14 protein-coding genes are annotated in these 15998 nt (G+C 71.8%); 2 read left to right on the top strand and 12 right to left on the bottom strand.

Going from position 1 to position 15998, the window contains the following annotated elements; all coding sequences use genetic code 11:
- Nucleotides 1-16: 16 nt before the first annotated feature.
- From ACFPZ3_RS08750 to ACFPZ3_RS08700, 11 genes are all read right to left on the bottom strand, one after another.
- The gene (locus tag ACFPZ3_RS08750) at nt 17-2239 is read right to left on the bottom strand and encodes a transglutaminase TgpA family protein (protein WP_379513465.1); all 2223 of its coding nucleotides are present in this window, start codon (nt 2237-2239) and stop codon (nt 17-19) included.
- The gene (locus tag ACFPZ3_RS08745; RefSeq protein WP_379513464.1) at nt 2227-3351 is read right to left on the bottom strand and encodes a DUF58 domain-containing protein; all 1125 of its coding nucleotides are present in this window, start codon (nt 3349-3351) and stop codon (nt 2227-2229) included. Before ACFPZ3_RS08745 ends, ACFPZ3_RS08750 begins: the two co-directional genes overlap by 13 nt.
- Entirely contained in the window at nt 3348-5495 is a 2148-nt protein-coding gene (locus tag ACFPZ3_RS08740) for a hypothetical protein (RefSeq protein WP_379513463.1), read from the bottom strand. Before ACFPZ3_RS08740 ends, ACFPZ3_RS08745 begins: the two co-directional genes overlap by 4 nt.
- Nucleotides 5496-5590: 95 nt before the next feature.
- Entirely contained in the window at nt 5591-6013 is a 423-nt protein-coding gene (locus ACFPZ3_RS08735; protein ID WP_379513462.1) for a YbaB/EbfC family nucleoid-associated protein, read from the bottom strand.
- 148 nt (nt 6014-6161) lie between these two features.
- A complete protein-coding gene (locus tag ACFPZ3_RS08730) occupies nt 6162-6890 on the bottom strand; it encodes a class I SAM-dependent methyltransferase (protein ID WP_379513461.1) in 729 nt (242 codons plus the stop codon).
- 103 nt (nt 6891-6993) lie between these two features.
- Complete coding sequence (locus ACFPZ3_RS08725; RefSeq protein WP_379513460.1) at nt 6994-8025, bottom strand: LacI family DNA-binding transcriptional regulator; 1032 nt, start codon at nt 8023-8025, stop codon at nt 6994-6996.
- 5 nt (nt 8026-8030) lie between these two features.
- Nucleotides 8031-8816 carry an early set domain-containing protein gene (locus ACFPZ3_RS08720; protein ID WP_379513459.1) on the bottom strand — a complete coding sequence of 262 codons (786 nt, stop codon included), beginning with the start codon at nt 8814-8816 and terminating at the stop codon, nt 8031-8033.
- Between the two features lie 35 nt (nt 8817-8851).
- Complete coding sequence (locus ACFPZ3_RS08715; RefSeq protein WP_379513458.1) at nt 8852-9562, bottom strand: cupin domain-containing protein; 711 nt, start codon at nt 9560-9562, stop codon at nt 8852-8854.
- Nucleotides 9559-10461 (bottom strand): DUF6807 domain-containing protein, encoded by a 903-nt coding sequence (locus ACFPZ3_RS08710; RefSeq protein ID WP_379513457.1) that lies wholly within the window; start codon nt 10459-10461, stop codon nt 9559-9561. Before ACFPZ3_RS08710 ends, ACFPZ3_RS08715 begins: the two co-directional genes overlap by 4 nt.
- A complete protein-coding gene (locus ACFPZ3_RS08705) occupies nt 10458-11552 on the bottom strand; it encodes a Gfo/Idh/MocA family protein (RefSeq protein WP_379513456.1) in 1095 nt (364 codons plus the stop codon). Before ACFPZ3_RS08705 ends, ACFPZ3_RS08710 begins: the two co-directional genes overlap by 4 nt.
- Before the next feature lie 414 nt (nt 11553-11966).
- A complete protein-coding gene (locus ACFPZ3_RS08700) occupies nt 11967-13016 on the bottom strand; it encodes a LacI family DNA-binding transcriptional regulator (RefSeq protein WP_379513455.1) in 1050 nt (349 codons plus the stop codon).
- 200 nt (nt 13017-13216) lie between these two features.
- On the opposite strand from ACFPZ3_RS08700, the gene ACFPZ3_RS08695 reads away from it, so the two are divergent.
- Complete coding sequence (locus tag ACFPZ3_RS08695; protein WP_379513454.1) at nt 13217-14482, top strand: serine hydrolase domain-containing protein; 1266 nt, start codon at nt 13217-13219, stop codon at nt 14480-14482.
- 114 nt (nt 14483-14596) lie between these two features.
- Entirely contained in the window at nt 14597-14995 is a 399-nt protein-coding gene (locus ACFPZ3_RS08690; RefSeq protein ID WP_379513453.1) for a hypothetical protein, read from the top strand.
- On the opposite strand, the gene ACFPZ3_RS08685 is transcribed toward ACFPZ3_RS08690, so the two are convergent.
- Entirely contained in the window at nt 14992-15975 is a 984-nt protein-coding gene (locus ACFPZ3_RS08685; protein WP_379513452.1) for a phosphotransferase enzyme family protein, read from the bottom strand. The two genes, ACFPZ3_RS08690 and ACFPZ3_RS08685, sit on opposite strands and share 4 nt — an antisense overlap.
- Nucleotides 15976-15998 lie beyond the last annotated feature (23 nt).

Here is a 15998-nt window from a genome sequence, read left to right as displayed (position 1 = left end):
CCTTTCCGCGAGATGCTCACCTGACCAGGGACAGCGGCGACAACCGCCACCAGAACCTCCTCATCACCCCCACCCGCCGCCTGACCAGCGCATCCACCGAGGCGTAGTGCCGCCAGGCCAGTTCGGCGTCCCCCCGGTCCACGGGCGCCCCACCGAAGGCCGCCAGATTCGCCAGATCCGCCAGCGCCCTCAAGGGCTCCCCGGCCCCCAGAGCCCCCTCGGCCAGGTACGCCACCTCCCGCGCCGCCAACGCCCCCGACGACACCGGGATCCCGGCCCCCCGCAATCGGGTGACCGTCTGCCGCCACGCCCCCATCACCCGGGCGGCGGGCGGGGCCGATCGGCGACGGCGGCGCATCCGCCGTACGAACGGCACGAGACCCACCGCGACCAGGTACGCCGGCACGAGCGCCCCGGGCACCAGCAGCCACACCAGGAACCCGGTGGTCTCCTGCGGGGGTTCGGGCCGCGGGGTGGGCGGATGGGTGGGGGTCTTGGATGGTTTGGGGTCGGCGGAGTCGCTGTTGATGGCCTGCTCGATCTCCCGAGCCTGCTTGGGCGCGCCTTCGGCCACGTCCCCGCCCCCGCCGGACCGCGTACGGGAGGGCGTCGGATAGAACGGCACCCACCCGATCCCCTGGAACTCCACCTCGGCCCAGGCCAGCACGTCCCCGCCCCGCACCTGCCGCACGGCCCCCTCCGCCTTCCCCGGCCGGAACCCCACGACAATCCGGCTCGGCAGCCCGATGGCCCGCGCCAGCATCGCGAACGACGCGGCGAACTGCTCGGTGGTCCCCCGCTTCGACTCGGTCAGGAAGAACTCGATGCTGCGGTAGCTGTGCCCGGGCGGGGAGTTGACGTCGTTGACGGCGAGTTTGCGCAGGTACGCGGCCAGCTTGGCAGCCTGTTGCGACGGGCTGCGCGCTCCGGCCGTGGCGCGGCGGGCGAGCTGGGCGAGGCGGGCACGTTGCGGCGGTGTACGTCCGTCGGGCCCGTCCGGCAGCCGCCGCACGGTCGGGTCGGCGGCCGGGGTCGCCTCGCGCAGCTCCCCGGCCGAGTACTGCCGGATGCCCGAGGTCACCTGGTACGTCAGCCCTTCGCGCGTCTGCGTGCCGGCCAGCATGCCCGTCGCCGGATCCACCATGATCCCGGGCCCCGTCGCCACCAGTGGCCGATCGGCGGCGGGTAGCCACGGACCGGGGAGCTTCTGCACGGTGAACCGCTGCTCGACGGCGTCACGGTCACCGCTCTCCCCCGGCACGCGCCCGCCCGTCGGCACGAACCCGGCGCTCGACGTCCAGCTCACCCCGTCGAAGGTGTCCAGGACCGCCAGCCGCAGGTTCGCCTCGGACGTCGTGCTGACCGTGAACAGCTCCCGCTGCGGATTCTGCAACCACGCCGACACCTGATCGAGCGCGCTCACCCCGTTGATCGGCTTGGGCGGCGGCTGCTCGACGAGCTGCCGCACGTCGTACGGCCGCGCCGCCATGGGCAGCACGGGCGCCGCGACGGCGGCGACCACCACCAGCCCGGCCAGCAACGGCACCCCCGCCACGGCCGTACCCACCGACCTGCCCGACCTGACGAGCGCGAGCAGCAGGACGAGCCCCGCGAACCCGGCCGCGTACGGCACCACGGACCCCGCCCCGGCCACACCGAGCACGACGGCCACGGCCAGCACGGGCAGCGCCGCCACCGCCGGCGCCAACACGGCCCTGGACCGCAGCACGATCTCGGTCCCGGCCGTGGTCCCGACCCACACCAGGAAGCTGACCAGCACGATCGCGGTGCTGTCCGGGGCGGCGGGCAGAATCGTGGTCAGCAACCACCCGCCCGCGTCCCGCACTCCGAGCAACGCGGCCCGCACGGCGGCCGGGCTGGGCACGAACCCCAGCCACGCCTCTCCCCTGAACAGCGTCGCCGACACCACCACGAGCCACGCCAGCGCACTGACCGGGATCATCCCCCAGAGCGGCAACCGGCCGGAGAGCGCCAGCGCCAGCACGCACGGCACCCCGGCGGACAGCCCGACCACGGGAACCAGCGCCCCCAGCGGAAACACCCCGTCGAACGCCAGCCCGGCCGCCCCGGCGAGCAACGCGACGACCACCACGGCCGCCAGCCTCCGCCCCTGCGACTCCCCAGCCGGCGGCCCAGAACCGGCGGGCGCTCCGGAGGCCGCCCCGGAGGGCGACACCGAACCGGCCGGCGCTCCGGAAGGTGGCGCTAGCGTGGCCATGCCGCGGCCAGTTCCTCAAGATCTCCCGCCTCGATGACGGTCACCCCCGCCGCCTGCGGCACCCCGCCCTCGCTGGGCTCGCCCACCCGCACGAACAACACCTGGTCGAAGCGCCGCCGCACCGCGGCCGCGTCCGCCAGGGCCGCGAACGTCCCGCTGACCAGCACCAGCGCCCCACCGGAACCGGCCCGGCGCAGCGCGTGCAGCGGCGATTCGGCCGCGTCGGACCGCTCCACCACCGCCAGCCGGTCGAGCACCTCCTCGTCCTCCCCCGGCGCGCCCTTGGCGTGCACGAGCTCCCCCGCCCCCGTGAACACCCGCACGGGAAACCGGTCCCTGGTCACCGCGCACGCCGCCGACGCCACCACGTCCACGGCCAGCTCGAACTCGTCGTCCCCCTCGTACGCCGAGGTCCGGGTGTCCAAGACGGTGACGGTGCTCGGCAGGTTGACGTCGGTCAGCTCCTTGACCATCAGCACCCCGGTGCGGGCCGTCGAACGCCAGTGCACGTGCCGCAGGTCGTCGCCGATCACGTACTCACGCAGCCCCTTGAAGCTGCTCGCGCCTGCCGGCGCCGACCGCGAGGCCAGCCCGTCGACGTTCCGCCGCCGCCCCGAGTTCAGGGATGCGAGCGGCACGGTTCTGGGGCGTACCAGGAGCATGTCGGCCCGACCGTAGGCGATCGAACGCCGCGACAACCCGAACGGGTCGGTGCGCTCCAGCAGCAGCGGCCCCACCGGCGTCTCCCCGCGACGGCGCGTCGGCAGTCGGTAGGACACCGTCCTGGCCGTGTGCCGAGCCAGCGAGGGCACCTCGACGCTCACCGTCGTGTCCCGGCACGTGTCGCGCGCCACCAGCCCCGAGCGCCGCCACCGCCCGGTGTTGCGCAGGTGCAGAACGGCCACGGCCGGCTCCCCCCGGGCGACCTTCACCGGCGCCACCTCGCGCCGCACCTCCAGCCCCGCCCCCCTGAGCGTCCACAGCGCCCCGGCCCCCACGGCGGCGAGCCCGGCCGCAGCCAGCACCGCCACCTGGGCGTACCCGAAGGGCGCCCCTGCCGCGTACACCAGCACCGAGGCGGCCGCCAGCCCCCACCCCGCCCTGGTGATCATTCACACTCCCAGAGCGGGGCCGCGGGGAAGCCCCCCTTCGGGGTGTCCATCAGCACGTCGTTGAGCCAGCCGTTGCCCCTGCTGGATTCGACCTTGTTCCAGACGTCACTGCTCTGGCCCGTGGTGGGGTCGGTGTAGGAGGAACCCTTCTGCTGGCAGAGCACGGTCATCGTGATGTACTCGCCCTGCGGGATCTTGCCCGCCTCGCCGTCGGCGCTGGGACCCGGGCGGATGTTCGTGTTCGTGTCGTTGTTGTTGGCGTTCTTGAACTGGGCGGACGGCGGGCGCAGGTCGGCCGTAGCCTCCGCGTTCTCCTCGCTCTCGCCGGCCTCGTTCTTGGCGCGCAGGGTCCAGGTGTAGGACTGGCCGTTCTTGAGCCCGGTGACCTCGACGCCGGTGCCGGTCGGGTTGGCGGGGTGCTCGCCGGGGCCTTCCAGCGTGTACGTGGTGCCGTTCTTGGCGTTCTCCGGGGCGGACCAGGTCAGGTCGGCGCCGTGGTTCTTGCCCTTGGCGGCGAAGTCGGCGGGACGGCCGGGGGCGACGCAGGGACGTACCGGGATGGAGGGGGCGGATTCCACCTCGCCGCCGTCGTACTGGGCGGCCACCCGGAACGTGTACTCCTGGTCGCAGCTCCCGCCCGTCACCTTGAACTGGTACGGCCCGTCGGACTGCACGCGGGACGGGCTGACGTCGGCCCCGCCGGGGGCGCCCTTGAGCGTGTACCCGGTGACGTCGCCCTTCCCTGAGGGCGCGAAGACGATCTCCATCCACCCGGGCCCTGAGTTGGCGGTGACGGATCCCGGCGGATCGGGGGTGACCTTCGGAGTCGGCGTGGGAGTCGGGGTCGCGGTGGCCGTGGGGGTCGGGGTGGCGGTGACGGTCACGGTGGGCGCGGCGGTCCGCGTCTGGGTCGGCACGGACGTCGGGGTGCCGGTCGGCTGCTTACCCGTCTGAGTCGGGACGATCGTGGGCTGCCCCACCGTGGGCACGACCGAGGGGATGGGCAGCGGCGTCGGGGTGTCCTTCTGGCCGAGCGCCTCGTCGTACTTGCCGACCCGGTGCCCCTTGCCGTCCTGCTCGATGACCAGCGCCGTCTCGCTGAACTGGTCGTTCACCCAGAGCAGCCCGTCCTTGACGAACACCTCCAGCGGCCCAGGCTTGCCGGTGACCACCTTGTCGGCCTCGAACTGCCTGGCCACGGTGTCGTACACGATGAGCTTGCCCGTGCTCTCGTCCGCGATGTAGATCCGCCGCCCCAGCGCCTGCGGCGCGCCCAGCTTGCCGCCCTTCACCGAGACCGTCTGCAGGGCGCCGCTGGCGGTGTCCACCATGACGAGCGCGTGTTGCTTGGGCGCCAGGATCGGCACGACCTGGCTCTCGGCCACCGCCGGGACCAGCAGGCCGCCGCTCCCGGCGTCCGTGACGGTGCTGGGCAGGCTGACCTGGAGGCGGGTGCCGGTGGAGCCGATCACCATCGCGGTGGCGGCGGCGGAGTTGGTGACCAGCGGCACGCCGCTCGCGATCGTCAGCGTCAGCGGGTCACCCTTCTCGCCGACCGTGACGGCCTTGCCCTGCTGCGCGCCGTTCACCTGGACGAGCGTGCCCGCCTCGGGCACCGGCACCCAGAGCGTGCCGTTCTTGTCGATCCCGGCCTGCCCGAGCGGCGGCTTGAGGGTGATCACCGAGCCGATCGTGTCCACGGTCAGCGGGTCGAGCTGCTGTACGGTGCCGGCGCGCGGATCGACCCCGTACGCCTTCCCCGCCCCCATCACGATCTGCATGCCGCCCGCGCCGAGCGTGCCGGTCTGGGCCACTTCGAGCTGGGTGGGGTCGATGCGGCTGACCTTGCCGGTGGACTCGTCCATCACGAGCACGTTGTCGCCGTCCTGCACGACCTTGAGCGCCTGCCCTCCGGCGGAGGCCAGGTCCACCCGGCCGTCCACCTGCCCGGACAGCCCGTTGGCGTGCACCACCTCACCGTTGAGGGCGCTGGCCAGCCACGCGCCGACGTCCGCGAGCTTGGGCCGGGCGCTGGAGACACCCGTGCCCAGGAACAGGCCGACTCCTACCAGTACGGCTACCAGCACGGCCGCGACGATCCCCGTCGCCCGCCGTCCCGCCGCGCTCCGCCACCGAATGGCCACAGACTCACATCCCGCTAGCGTTACGTATCCGCGCACACCCTAGGGCGAGGGCCGCCGATCACGACGTTCCTTCAAATAACCTGGAAACGTCCCGGTCAGGAGGCCTCCTTGCGCCGGTCGTCGATGGCCTGGAGTTGCTCGGCCATGGACGCCTCCAAGGACTCCAGCATGTTCGGGAACAGGTCGTCGAGGACGTCCTCGACCGGCCCGCCGGCGCCGTCGCCCAGCGTCCCCGCCATGACGTCGTCCACCCTCCTGCCGACGTCGTCCTGCGCCTCCTGGGCGGCCCGCAACACGGCCTCGGCCAGCCGCACGCTGTCCATGCGCAGGGCGCGCGGGGCGAGCACGACGTCCATGAGCCGGCCCGAGGCGCCGGCCGTGACGCGCACCTGGCCGTCCGCCGCCTCCCCGCGGCCGACGACCACGTCGATCTCGCTCCTGAGCTCCTCGACGCGGGCCAGCATCTCCTCCGCCCGCGCGGTGATCCGTTCCAGGTCTTCGGGGTCGAAGTCGTTCAACGTACCTCCCGGGTCTCTTGCGGGGAGCGTACGGGGGACCACCGCCACTTCGGAAAAGCTTGAAGGGTGCCCCTGACCTTGACTGTCGGCCGTTTCTTGAAGTGACCCACCCCGTCGGTCCGGCTGGCTAACCTCACCTGCCGGCCGCTTATGTGGCCGCGAGGGCGAAGCGGTGGGCGGTGGACTTCAGGGGGTGGCCGTGTTCCATGGCCTCGTGCAGGGCGCGCAAACTGGTGTCGTAGCTCGTCACGTCGAAGTCCGGGATCTGCCAGGAGATGACGCGCAGGAACAGGACGAGTGCGCCGATGTCGTGGAATGTGGTGGTGAAGGTCGCCTCGCGGCTCCAGACGATCTCCAGGCCCGCTTCCTCCAGGGCGGCGGTCGCCGTGGTGAGGTCCCAGGTGGCGTCCTCGTGTGGTGGGCCGCCCAGGGCGGTGTTCAGCTCTTCCAGGTCGCGGCCCGAGACCTGCTGGGTGAGGTACGTGCCGCCCTCGGCCAGGAGGCGGTGAACCTCCCGGGGCTCGTACGACTCGTGGCGGTTGGTGATCAGGTCGAAGGAGGCGTCGGGGAACGAGCGCGTGTTGTCGGTGACCTCGACGCCCAGGGGTTCCAGGCGGGCGCGGGCCACCAGGAGGTTCGGTGGATATGCCTCGGTCGCGGCGGTGCGGGGTGGGAGCGGGGTGAGGGAGGCCAGGAGTTCGCCGCCTCCCGTGCCCAGGTCCAGCAGGGCCGTCGCCTTCGGGAGGCGGTCGCGGACGAGGCTCGCGTAGTCCCATGGCACGGTGCCGTCGTCGGTGACACGGCCGTCGAAGATCGCGAAGTCCCAGCCTTCGAACGGGGTGGTCAGCGCCTCGTGGATCAACTCCTCGTAGCTCATGGGCATGATCGTGCCGGACCCGCGTGGTGGTTCGCATCGGGATATCGCGGCGGGCGGTCCGCTTGAGGCGGCGAGGCGTCAGGCCGGCGGGCGCGGCGGGTCGTCAGGCCGGTGGGCGCGGTGGGGTGCTCTCCCGGAGGACGACGGACACCGGGAGGCGGGTGGTCGCCTCGGCGTCTGCCGACAGGGCCAGGCGCATCGCGCTGACCCCGGCCTCCCGTAGCGGGACCGCCACCGAGGTCAGGGACGGGACGACGTCCACCGCCGAGCCGATGTCGTCGAACCCGGCCACCCCGATGTCCGTACCCGGCGTCAGACCGGCGTCGCGGAAGGCGGTCATCGCGCCGATCGCCATGACGTCGTTGACCGCGAAGACCACCTCCACGTCCTCCAGGCCCCGCTCCACCAGCCGCCTGGCCGCGTCGTAGCCGCCCGCGCGGGTGAAGCCGGTCTCGATCGCGAGCGGCTCGGGGACGCCGGTCAGGCCGGACAGGAAGCCCTCGTGGCGGTCGCGGGACGTGCGGAGAGAAGGGGGCGCGTGGAAGACGGCGAAGCGGCGGTAGCCGATGGACAGCAGGGCGCGGGCCAGGGCCGCCGAGCCGCCGTGGTTGTCGATGGTGACGGTGCCGAAGGGGAGGTCTCTCTGGCTGACCAGCACGACCTGGCCGCCTGCCGTGCGGTACTCCTGCAGTTCCTCGATCAAGGACTCCCTGGTGGGGGTGCCGTCGATGCGGCTGCCCGCGATGATGACGATGCGCGGGCGCTGGCCCCGGAGGGTTTTGACGATCTCCAGCTCGCGTTCAGGGGAGCTGTCGGCCACCGCCATCGTGACGATGAGGCCGGCCTCCCTCGCCGCCTGGGTGACCCCGGCGGCGATGGAGGAGAAGTAGGGGTCGGCCACGTCGCGGACCACCAGCGCGACGGTCATGGTCGAGCCCTTGGCGATGGCCTGCGCCGACAGGTGGGGCTCGTAGTTGAGCTTGGCCGCCGCGGCGCGTACCCGGGTGAGGTTCTCCGCCCTGACGTTGCGGGCGCTGCCGTTGAGCGCCCGGGAGGCGGTGGCGATGGAGACGCCCGCCTCCCTCGCCACGTCGTGCAGGGTCGGTGTGTCCCCTGCGACCGGACCGTCGTCCATGGCGGTCATCCTGCCATCACGGTCAGCGGTTCGCTGCTCGTCGCACCTGCCTCGTTGACGAGTTCGGCGACGTACGTGTGCCGCCCCGCCGGACGTCCGGTGAGCACCGTGGCGGCGCTCTGGGCGGCCGGGGTGGCGGGGGCGAGCTGCCGGGTGTCCACGAGGACGCCGTCCTCGTACAGGCGGTAGGTGGTGGCGTTGGTGCCCCACCACATGTTCATGCGGATCGTGTAGTCGCCGTCCCCGTCCCAGTTGTCGCCGCTGAGCACGGGCTCGCCTGGGTCGGCGTGGGTCACCTCGACCTTGACGGACGTGGTGGGCGTGCGGCCGACCTGGTTCACGAGTTCGCCGGTGTAGACGTAGACGCCGTTCCGACGGCCCGTGACGGCGACCGTGGCTTTCTGGGGGGACGGGGTGTGGAGGGTGAGGTCGCGGCGGGCGATCTCCTTGCCGTTCTCGTACAGGATGAAGACGCCGGCGTTGGCGCCGTACCAGAGGTTCATGGTCACGTCGTAGGAGCCGTCGCCGAGCCAGGCGCCGCTGGTCGAGAGGGTGGCGCGGGCGGGCGGCGAGGTGGAGCCGTCGTGCGGGCGGGTGACCTTGATCTGGTACGTGGCGTCCGCCGTGCCGTCCTCCGACACCCTCTTCCAGGGGTGCGCCTCGTCCGTGCCGGGACCCGAGTCGTCGCCCGCCGTGGCGTCCACGTAGTAGGTGGCGCCATCGGCGGCGGCGGGTTGGGCGGTGAGTGCGAAGGAGGCGACCACGGCCGCCACCAGGGTGATTCGGAACATCGCCGTGCTCCTCGTTGGGGGGTGCGGGCTGGCGATCAGCTCGGGTCGGGGGTGTGCACGATGGGGTGGGCGACGTCGTGCGCGCGCAGGTGGCCGCACATGCCCCACCGGTCCTCGGGCTTGCTCTCCATGAGGGCGGAGTGCGACAGGTGGGCGCCGTCCCCGCGTTCGAGGGCGTCCAGGATCTCCGCCGTGCGGCGGGTCTCCTCGGCGACCGTGCTCTCCCAGATGCCGCGCCACCGCGCCACCTTGGGCCGGACGAGGGCGACGGCGCTGTCGTAGAAGCCCCGCAGCGCGTCGGGGCCGCCGTCCACCAGTCGCAGGAACCCTTCCACGGCCAGCTCACGACGGCGCGCGACCGCCTCCTCGACGTCCACGGCCGGCAGGGTGGCGGCCTCGCGGTAGCGGTCCTGGTCCGCGACGATCTCGGGCGGGAACGTCATGACGGCGTCCCCCGCCTCGGGCAGCCCGGCGTTCGACATGACGACCACCACCTCCAGGCCGCCGCGATTGACGGCCCGGTGGATGGTGCCCGGCGTGAACCACACGGTCGAGCCCACGACCAGCTCGGTCTCCCTGAAGCCGTGCGCGTCCAGCGTCTGCAGCGCGCCGTGTCCTCCGACCACGACGTACGCCTCCGTGGAGGCCGTGTGCAGATGCGGCGTGCCGCCTTCGAGGCCGTCGGCGCACGCGTTGCCCGAGTAGACCGACAGCCGGCTGATCGAGGTGCCACCGGGGAAGGTCATCCCAGCACGTCCCTGCCCTGCTTGGCCAGCAGCGCCGTGCCGTCCTCGCCCCGGTCGCCGTCGGCGATGACGACCGCGTACCGGAAGCGCAGGCTCTCCCCGTCCGGCAGCGGCACCTCCTCGCTGAAGAACGGCGCCGGGTTGAGGCAGGCGAAGTCCTCGCTGCGGGCGAACCACTGCGGCGGGTGTTGCGGGTTGGCGGTGTCGTCGACCATGACGATCGTGGAGTGGTCGCCGCTCTCGTCGTGGCGGCCCCGGAAGCCGAACCATTCGGCGCGCAGGCCGCGCAGTTCGTCGCCGCCCGCACCGCCCGGTGACTGGATGAGGCCATTGGTGAACGAGCGGGGGCCGCGCCAGAACAGGCCGCCGTACCCGGCGTTCTCGCGGCCCTTGGTGGTGGGCGAGCCGAAGTCGATCGTGGCGCCGGACACGTTGGTCATGGCCGTCTCGAACACCAGCGCCCAGGTCGCGTCGTCCAGGATCGTGGTGGTGAGCGAGCGCCGCTCCTCGATGACGGGCTCGCCGGACTGCGCCGTCCAGCCGAGCGCGTGCCCGATCTCGACCCGCTCCGCGCCGGCGGTCAGCGTGGTCATCTCGCGGTGGGTGGCGCTGCCGTTGTTGTCGAGCTGTACGTACGCGCCCGCCACGTACGTCGGCCCGCCCCAGAAGTTGTGCTCCCCCACGACCGGCAGCGACCAGGCGATGCCCTTGTGCCACACGTGGTCGTGCGGCCGGTACAACGACACGAGGGCGCCGCCGAGGGTGCGGATCGGGTGCAGGTACGGCTTGGGCGACTCCAGCACCGGCGTGTCCGGGCTGTAGACGTAGGTGAACAACTCGACGTCGCCCGCCGTGACGGCGACCGAGCGGCCGAGCGCGTGCGTGGCCTGAAGGCTCACTGGTTCCTCCAAGGGGCGCCCGTGCCGTCCATGCGGAGGGCGAACGGGCTGTCAGCGGTGATCTGGCCGGCCCGTACGCGCTCGCCGGTGAAGGCGGAGGCGTACAGGGCGGCGATGAACTCCATCGTGCGCCGGGTGTCGGCGGCGGTGACCGGCGGCTTCTCGCCCCGGTCGAGCGCGTCGAGCACGGCCGCGAGCCAGCCGCGGTGGCCGCTGGGCTCGCTGCTGGCGTCGGCGGCGCCCCACAGGGACGTCAGGTTCTCCTGGCCCGGCGCGGGGGTGACGGTCCAGTCGTCGTCGGTGTAGCCGTACAGGTGCTCCACCTCGACCGTGCCGCGTTCGTAGTCGAAGCGCAGCTCGGAGGTCTGGCGCGGGGAGACGACCGAGTTCACGACCGTGGCGACCGCGCCGTTCTCGAACGTCACCAGCGCCATCGACACGTCCTCGGTGTCCACGGGGCGGGCCTGGCGGGCGGCCACGGCGGTGACCTCGGACCAGGGGCCGAGCACCGACAGCAGCAGGTCGAACTGGTGGATGCCGTGCCCCATCGTGGGGCCGCCGCCTTCCGACTCCCAGGTGCCGCGCCACGGGACCGCGTAGTAGTCCTCGTCGCGGTACCACTGGGTGAGGCACGTGGCCAGCAGCGGGCGGCCCAGCTCGCCGGCCGCCGCCAGCCGGCGCAGCCGTACGGCGCCGGCGCCGAAGCGGTGCTGCAGGACGGTCGCCACGTGCGCGCCCGACCGGCTCTCCGCCTCGATCAGCGTGTCGAACTCGGCCAGCGAGAGCGTCGGCGGCTTCTCCACCAGCGCCGTCACCCCGGCCTCCAGGCAGGCGACGGCGAGCGGGGCGTGCAGCTGGGGCGGCGTGCACAGGTGCACGAAGTCCAGCTCCTCGGCCCGCAGCAACTCCTCGGCACTGGCGTAGCTGTTCCGCACGCCATACTTGCCGGCGAACTCGGCCGCCCGCCCGGCGTCCACGTCGGCCACGGCCACCAGCTCAGCCCGGCCGCCTGAGTCCTGCACGGCCTGGGCATGAGCGTGGGCGATCCCTCCGGTGCCGACGATCGCGGCCCGGTAGTCACGTTGAGACAATGTGATCCTCCGTCAGTTGTCCTGCTTGCCGCCGAGGGTTCCGCCGCTGCCTCTGCGCATGCGCTGCAACTCGCCAAGAGCGCTCACGCGGGACTCCTCGACGCGATCATTCGTGACCTCCTGTTACCAAGAGGCGGGGGGTGGCCGCCTGGGAAAACGTATTCCGCAGGTTTGCACGGCCGTTACGTGAGCGTCAAGAGTGTTGCCTTCGCCGCGTCCCGAGTGTGAGGGGGTGGGCGATCACAGTGGGTGAGGGGGCTGTGCGGCGATGTTGAGCTGGGGAAACGCGCATTCGGGAGTCGGCGGACGTGGTCCCGCTCGTGTCGAGGTCATTCCCCGCCCTGGAAGGCGGGCGCGTGCTGCTGCTCCTGCGGTGGCGCTGTCCTTCGTACGCCGAGCCGTGGCGGGCGCCGGTTACCTACCGTATTGATGCCGGGGTGTTACGAGGGCGCTCTCGCGGACGACCAGCCGGCCTTCGAGCGTCAGCCGCCTGGCCGTGCCCGCCTTCCCCAGCGCGAAGCGGATCGCCTCCACGCCCGACCGCGCCAGCGGGAGCGCCACGGTCGTCAATCGGGGCACCACGTCACCGGCGAGCGGAATGTCGTCGATCCCCGTCACGGAAACGTCTTCCGGCACCTTCAGGCCGGCGGCGCGAAAGCCCGACAAAGCACCGATCGCGATGGTGTCGTTGACCGCGAGAACCGCCTGCCTGCCGTCCATTCCCTCACCCGCGAGCGCCTTTGCCGCCTCGAATCCACCGGTGCGGCTGACCTGGCAGTGAACGACGCGGACATCCCGCTCGTCAACGCCTCCCGAGCGCAGTCCCTCGACGAATCCGGCCGTACGATCGGCCATGTTCTGCAGGTCCTCGGCGCCGGCGAATATCGCCACCCGGCGATGCTCGGATTTCGCGGCGAAAGCGCCCATCGAACGGCCGGCGCCGAAATTGTCGAAGTTGATCGAATCGAAAGTCATGTCCGTGTGGCCGACGATCACCACCCGGCCGCCTTCTCTTTCGTACGCGACGAGCTCTTTCGTCAGCCGGTCGTCGATCCGGCCCGCCAGGTAACGGCTCGACGTGAGCACGAGGGCACGCGGGCGCAGCGAGCGCAGCACGCGGACGGTCTCGGACTGCCGCTCGGGGGCGCCCATGGTGGCCGACACGGTGACGAAGGCTCCCGCCGTACGGGCCTCGCGCTCCATCGCGGCCACCACCAGGCCCATCGACGGGGTCGTGAGGTCGTCGGTCACGAGCGCGATCGAGTCGCTCGCCCTGCGCATCGCCCTGGCCGCGGCGTCCACCGTGTAGCGCAGGGTCGCCGCGGCCGCCAGCACGCGGGCCTCGTACTCGGGGGCGACCTTCCTGGCGCTGCCGCCCAGGACGCGGGAGGCGGTGGAGACCGAGACCCCGGCCGCCGCGGCCACGTCGTGCAGCGTGACCGTGGGTCTCGCCGCGTGGGGCATCCGCTCTGTCCTTTCCGAGGGCTGGTGTCACCGGGATTGAAGAGTACTGTCCTTCCCGGCTTCCGGCCGTCCCGCCGTCAACCTGCGGCCGTACCGGGGCGGTGGGATCTCTCTGAACGCGGGCCCGCATGACGCGTGTCATGTGGAGCCGATGACACCGTGGACTAACCGGGACGCGCCCGTTCGATCATGCTTTCGCCATGGTTATTCGCCAATCAACTGTGACCCGCCGGGCGGCCCTCGCGCTGGCGGCCGGTGTGCTGGTGGCCGCGCTTCCGGCCCAGGCGGCCACGGCCGGCACCGGGCTCGACCGGCAGGCGCTGCGGCAGTCGCTGAACGCGGTGCACGAGGCCGGCATGTACGGCATCTATTCGGAGGTTCGTGACGGCAACCAGGCGTGGCAGGGCGCGTCCGGCGTGGCCGACGTGGACACGAACCGCCCGGTACGCCCTGACATGGTGCACCGGGTCGGCAGCATCACCAAGACGTTCACCGCGGTGGCCGTCCTCCAGCAGGTCGCCAAGGGCACCGTCGATCTCGACGCCCCCATCGCCGACTACCTGCCCGACCAGGTGCCCGGCGAGCGCGGCCGGCAGATCACCGTACGGATGTTGCTCAACCACACGAGCCACATCGCCGACCTCGTGGGCCCGGCGTTCCCCTCGCTGCTGGTGGGCTCGACCCAGAGCCTCGACGACAACCGCTTCCGTACGTTCACGAAGCAAGAGCTGGTCAGGATGAGCCTCGACGCCACGCCGACCGGCCGGCCTGGGGCCACGCCCGGGGTGTACTCGAACACCAACTACGTGCTCGCCGGCCTGCTCCTGGAGAAGGTGACGGGCATGGGGGCCGAGGAGTACATCACCCGCGACGTCATCCGCAAGGCGGGCCTGCGGCACACGTCCTTCCCGCGCACGCCGAACATCCCCGGCCCGCACTCCAAGGCGTACGAGTCGATGATCGGCCTCATCGATCCGCCCAAGGACTACAGCGTCTACAACATGTCGTGGATCAACACGGCGGGCGCGGTCACCTCCACGATGGACGACCTCAACCAGTTCTACCGGGCGCTGCTGCGCGGCCGGCTGATCGGCCAGGCGCAGCTCGCCGAGATGCGGAAGACCGTCCCGGTGATGGTCGGCGGGGGCGCGCTGGACTACGGCCTCGGTCTGTACGCCTACGACCTGCCGTGCGGCCGCTACTGGGGGCACAGCGGCAGCGTCTTCGGCATGGGCACGGAGTCGGTGTCCAGCCCGGACGGCAGCAGGCAGCTCTCCATGGGGATGAACCTGACCAAGTATCAGCGCGTGGACGAGAACGGCGTCCTGCTGCCGAGCCCGATCGACCAGGCGATCGTCGAGTACTTCCTGCTGGGGATATGCGGTCAGAGCGGGGCCCAGGCGAAGACGTCGCAGCCGTCGTTCGTCCCGTTCGCCGTGGATCGGGCGGTGTCAGTCAAGCGCTGAGGTGTGTCCTCGATCACGTTCCATGTGTGGATTCCTCCACAGATGATCGTGCCGATTCTCCGTACTGTCCTTGCTGCCGGGCCATTCCGGCAGCACCGACAGGGGAGAAACCCAATGCGTAAGATCATCACGGTCGCGGCACTCGCCGGCTCGATGGCCGTCACCGGCCTCGCCGTCAGCCCCGCCGCCCAGGCGACCACGCAGGCCACGCAGGCCACGACCTCGAACTGGGGCAAGTTCTTCTCCAGCGACCACAAGGCGTACACGTTCGGGAAGACCTGGAAGTCGGGCGGCAAGGTCTACACGAAGTGGTACGGCGTGGACAAGAAGGGCGGCAAGAAGGGCTGGGTCTGGTTCGAGTTCTACCAGAACGGCTCCTGGCACAAGTTCAACCGGTCCTGGGACGGCAAGGTCGTCGGCTCCTGGAACGGCCGGGGGATCAAGAAGGTCTACACCTTCACCTGCTGGGCCGGCAAGTTCGACAACTGCGGCAAGAAGTACCGCATCTACTAGAAGAGCTCCAGCACCTCGGCGAGTTGTCGCGGTGTCGGCATGATGCGCAACACCTCGTCGATCTCGCGCTCCGCCCACGCGCGGTGCCGTGGCTCGGCTCGCGGATCGACCGCGACGCGCGTCTGAACCAGCAGGAAGTTCAACCTCGACGCGACCAGCATCGAGAAGTCGGCGAGCCCGGCGATCCGCCCGGGCCCGCCCGCGCTCACGTACGCCTCGTACATGGCGCGCATGGCCTCCAGGTCGGCGACGGGGTCGCAGAACCAGTCGAACAGGGCCTGGGCCAGCTCCCGCCCCGGCGCGGCGGGCCCGAGGTTGTCCCAGTCCACGACCACCAGCGCGCCGCCGGGGCCGGCCAGGACGTTCTCCGGGTGCAGGTCGCGATGACAGACGATCAGCTCGCCCGGATCGGCCGGTACGACCGCCGCCCGCAACTCGGGCACCACCGCCAGCTGTTCGGCCAGCCGCCCCGCCCACGTCATGCCCTCGGCGTCCGGCCACTCCCGCGGGGCCGGGGCACGGTGGTACCAGGGGTCGGGCGCTCCCCCGCCGGGCTCGGCCACGGCAGGGGGCGCGCATCGGTGCAGCCGCGCGAGCAGCGCCCCGAGCTCACCCGGGGTGTCCTTCGCCGTCAACTCGACCGGTCGCATATCGATCCAGTCGTACAGGCGTAGCCAGGCCCCGCCGGGCGTCTCCACCAGGTAGCGGCCCTCACGGTCGAGGTGGCCGGCGGGCAGCCGCACCCCGGCTGCCGCCGCCCGCGCCGCGAACGCCAGCTCCGCCTCGACCAGCGCCTCCGAGGGCGGCTCGCCGAAGATCTCCTTCATCGCGTACGTCCCCGCCCCGGCCTCCACCCGCCAGATCTGCCCCAGCGCGCCCCGCGGCCCAGGGGACACCACGACGTCGTCATCCCATCCGAACGCACCTCGCGCGTACGCCACCACGTCCTCGGCCACCATCAGGACCTCCCCTGGGGACAAGCGTCCACCCGGACGGCCCCGGA

Source organism: Nonomuraea insulae (assembly GCF_042656245.1).
This window is presented reverse-complemented; position numbering and strand designations above follow the sequence as displayed.

What these genes read in the sequence shown, in the direction of transcription:
- ACFPZ3_RS08750 (WP_379513465.1), bottom strand. Translation starts at nt 2,239, where the DNA reads ATGGCCACGCTAGCGCCACCTTCCGGAGCGCCGGCCGGTTCGGTGTCG.
- ACFPZ3_RS08745 (WP_379513464.1), bottom strand. Translation starts at nt 3,351, where the DNA reads ATGATCACCAGGGCGGGGTGGGGGCTGGCGGCCGCCTCGGTGCTGGTG.
- ACFPZ3_RS08730 (WP_379513461.1), bottom strand. Translation starts at nt 6,890, where the DNA reads ATGAGCTACGAGGAGTTGATCCACGAGGCGCTGACCACCCCGTTCGAA.
- ACFPZ3_RS08725 (WP_379513460.1), bottom strand. Translation starts at nt 8,025, where the DNA reads ATGGACGACGGTCCGGTCGCAGGGGACACACCGACCCTGCACGACGTG.
- ACFPZ3_RS08720 (WP_379513459.1), bottom strand. Translation starts at nt 8,816, where the DNA reads ATGTTCCGAATCACCCTGGTGGCGGCCGTGGTCGCCTCCTTCGCACTC.
- ACFPZ3_RS08715 (WP_379513458.1), bottom strand. Translation starts at nt 9,562, where the DNA reads ATGACCTTCCCCGGTGGCACCTCGATCAGCCGGCTGTCGGTCTACTCG.
- ACFPZ3_RS08700 (WP_379513455.1), bottom strand. Translation starts at nt 13,016, where the DNA reads ATGCCCCACGCGGCGAGACCCACGGTCACGCTGCACGACGTGGCCGCG.
- ACFPZ3_RS08695 (WP_379513454.1), top strand. Translation starts at nt 13,217, where the DNA reads ATGGTTATTCGCCAATCAACTGTGACCCGCCGGGCGGCCCTCGCGCTG.
- ACFPZ3_RS08690 (WP_379513453.1), top strand. Translation starts at nt 14,597, where the DNA reads ATGCGTAAGATCATCACGGTCGCGGCACTCGCCGGCTCGATGGCCGTC.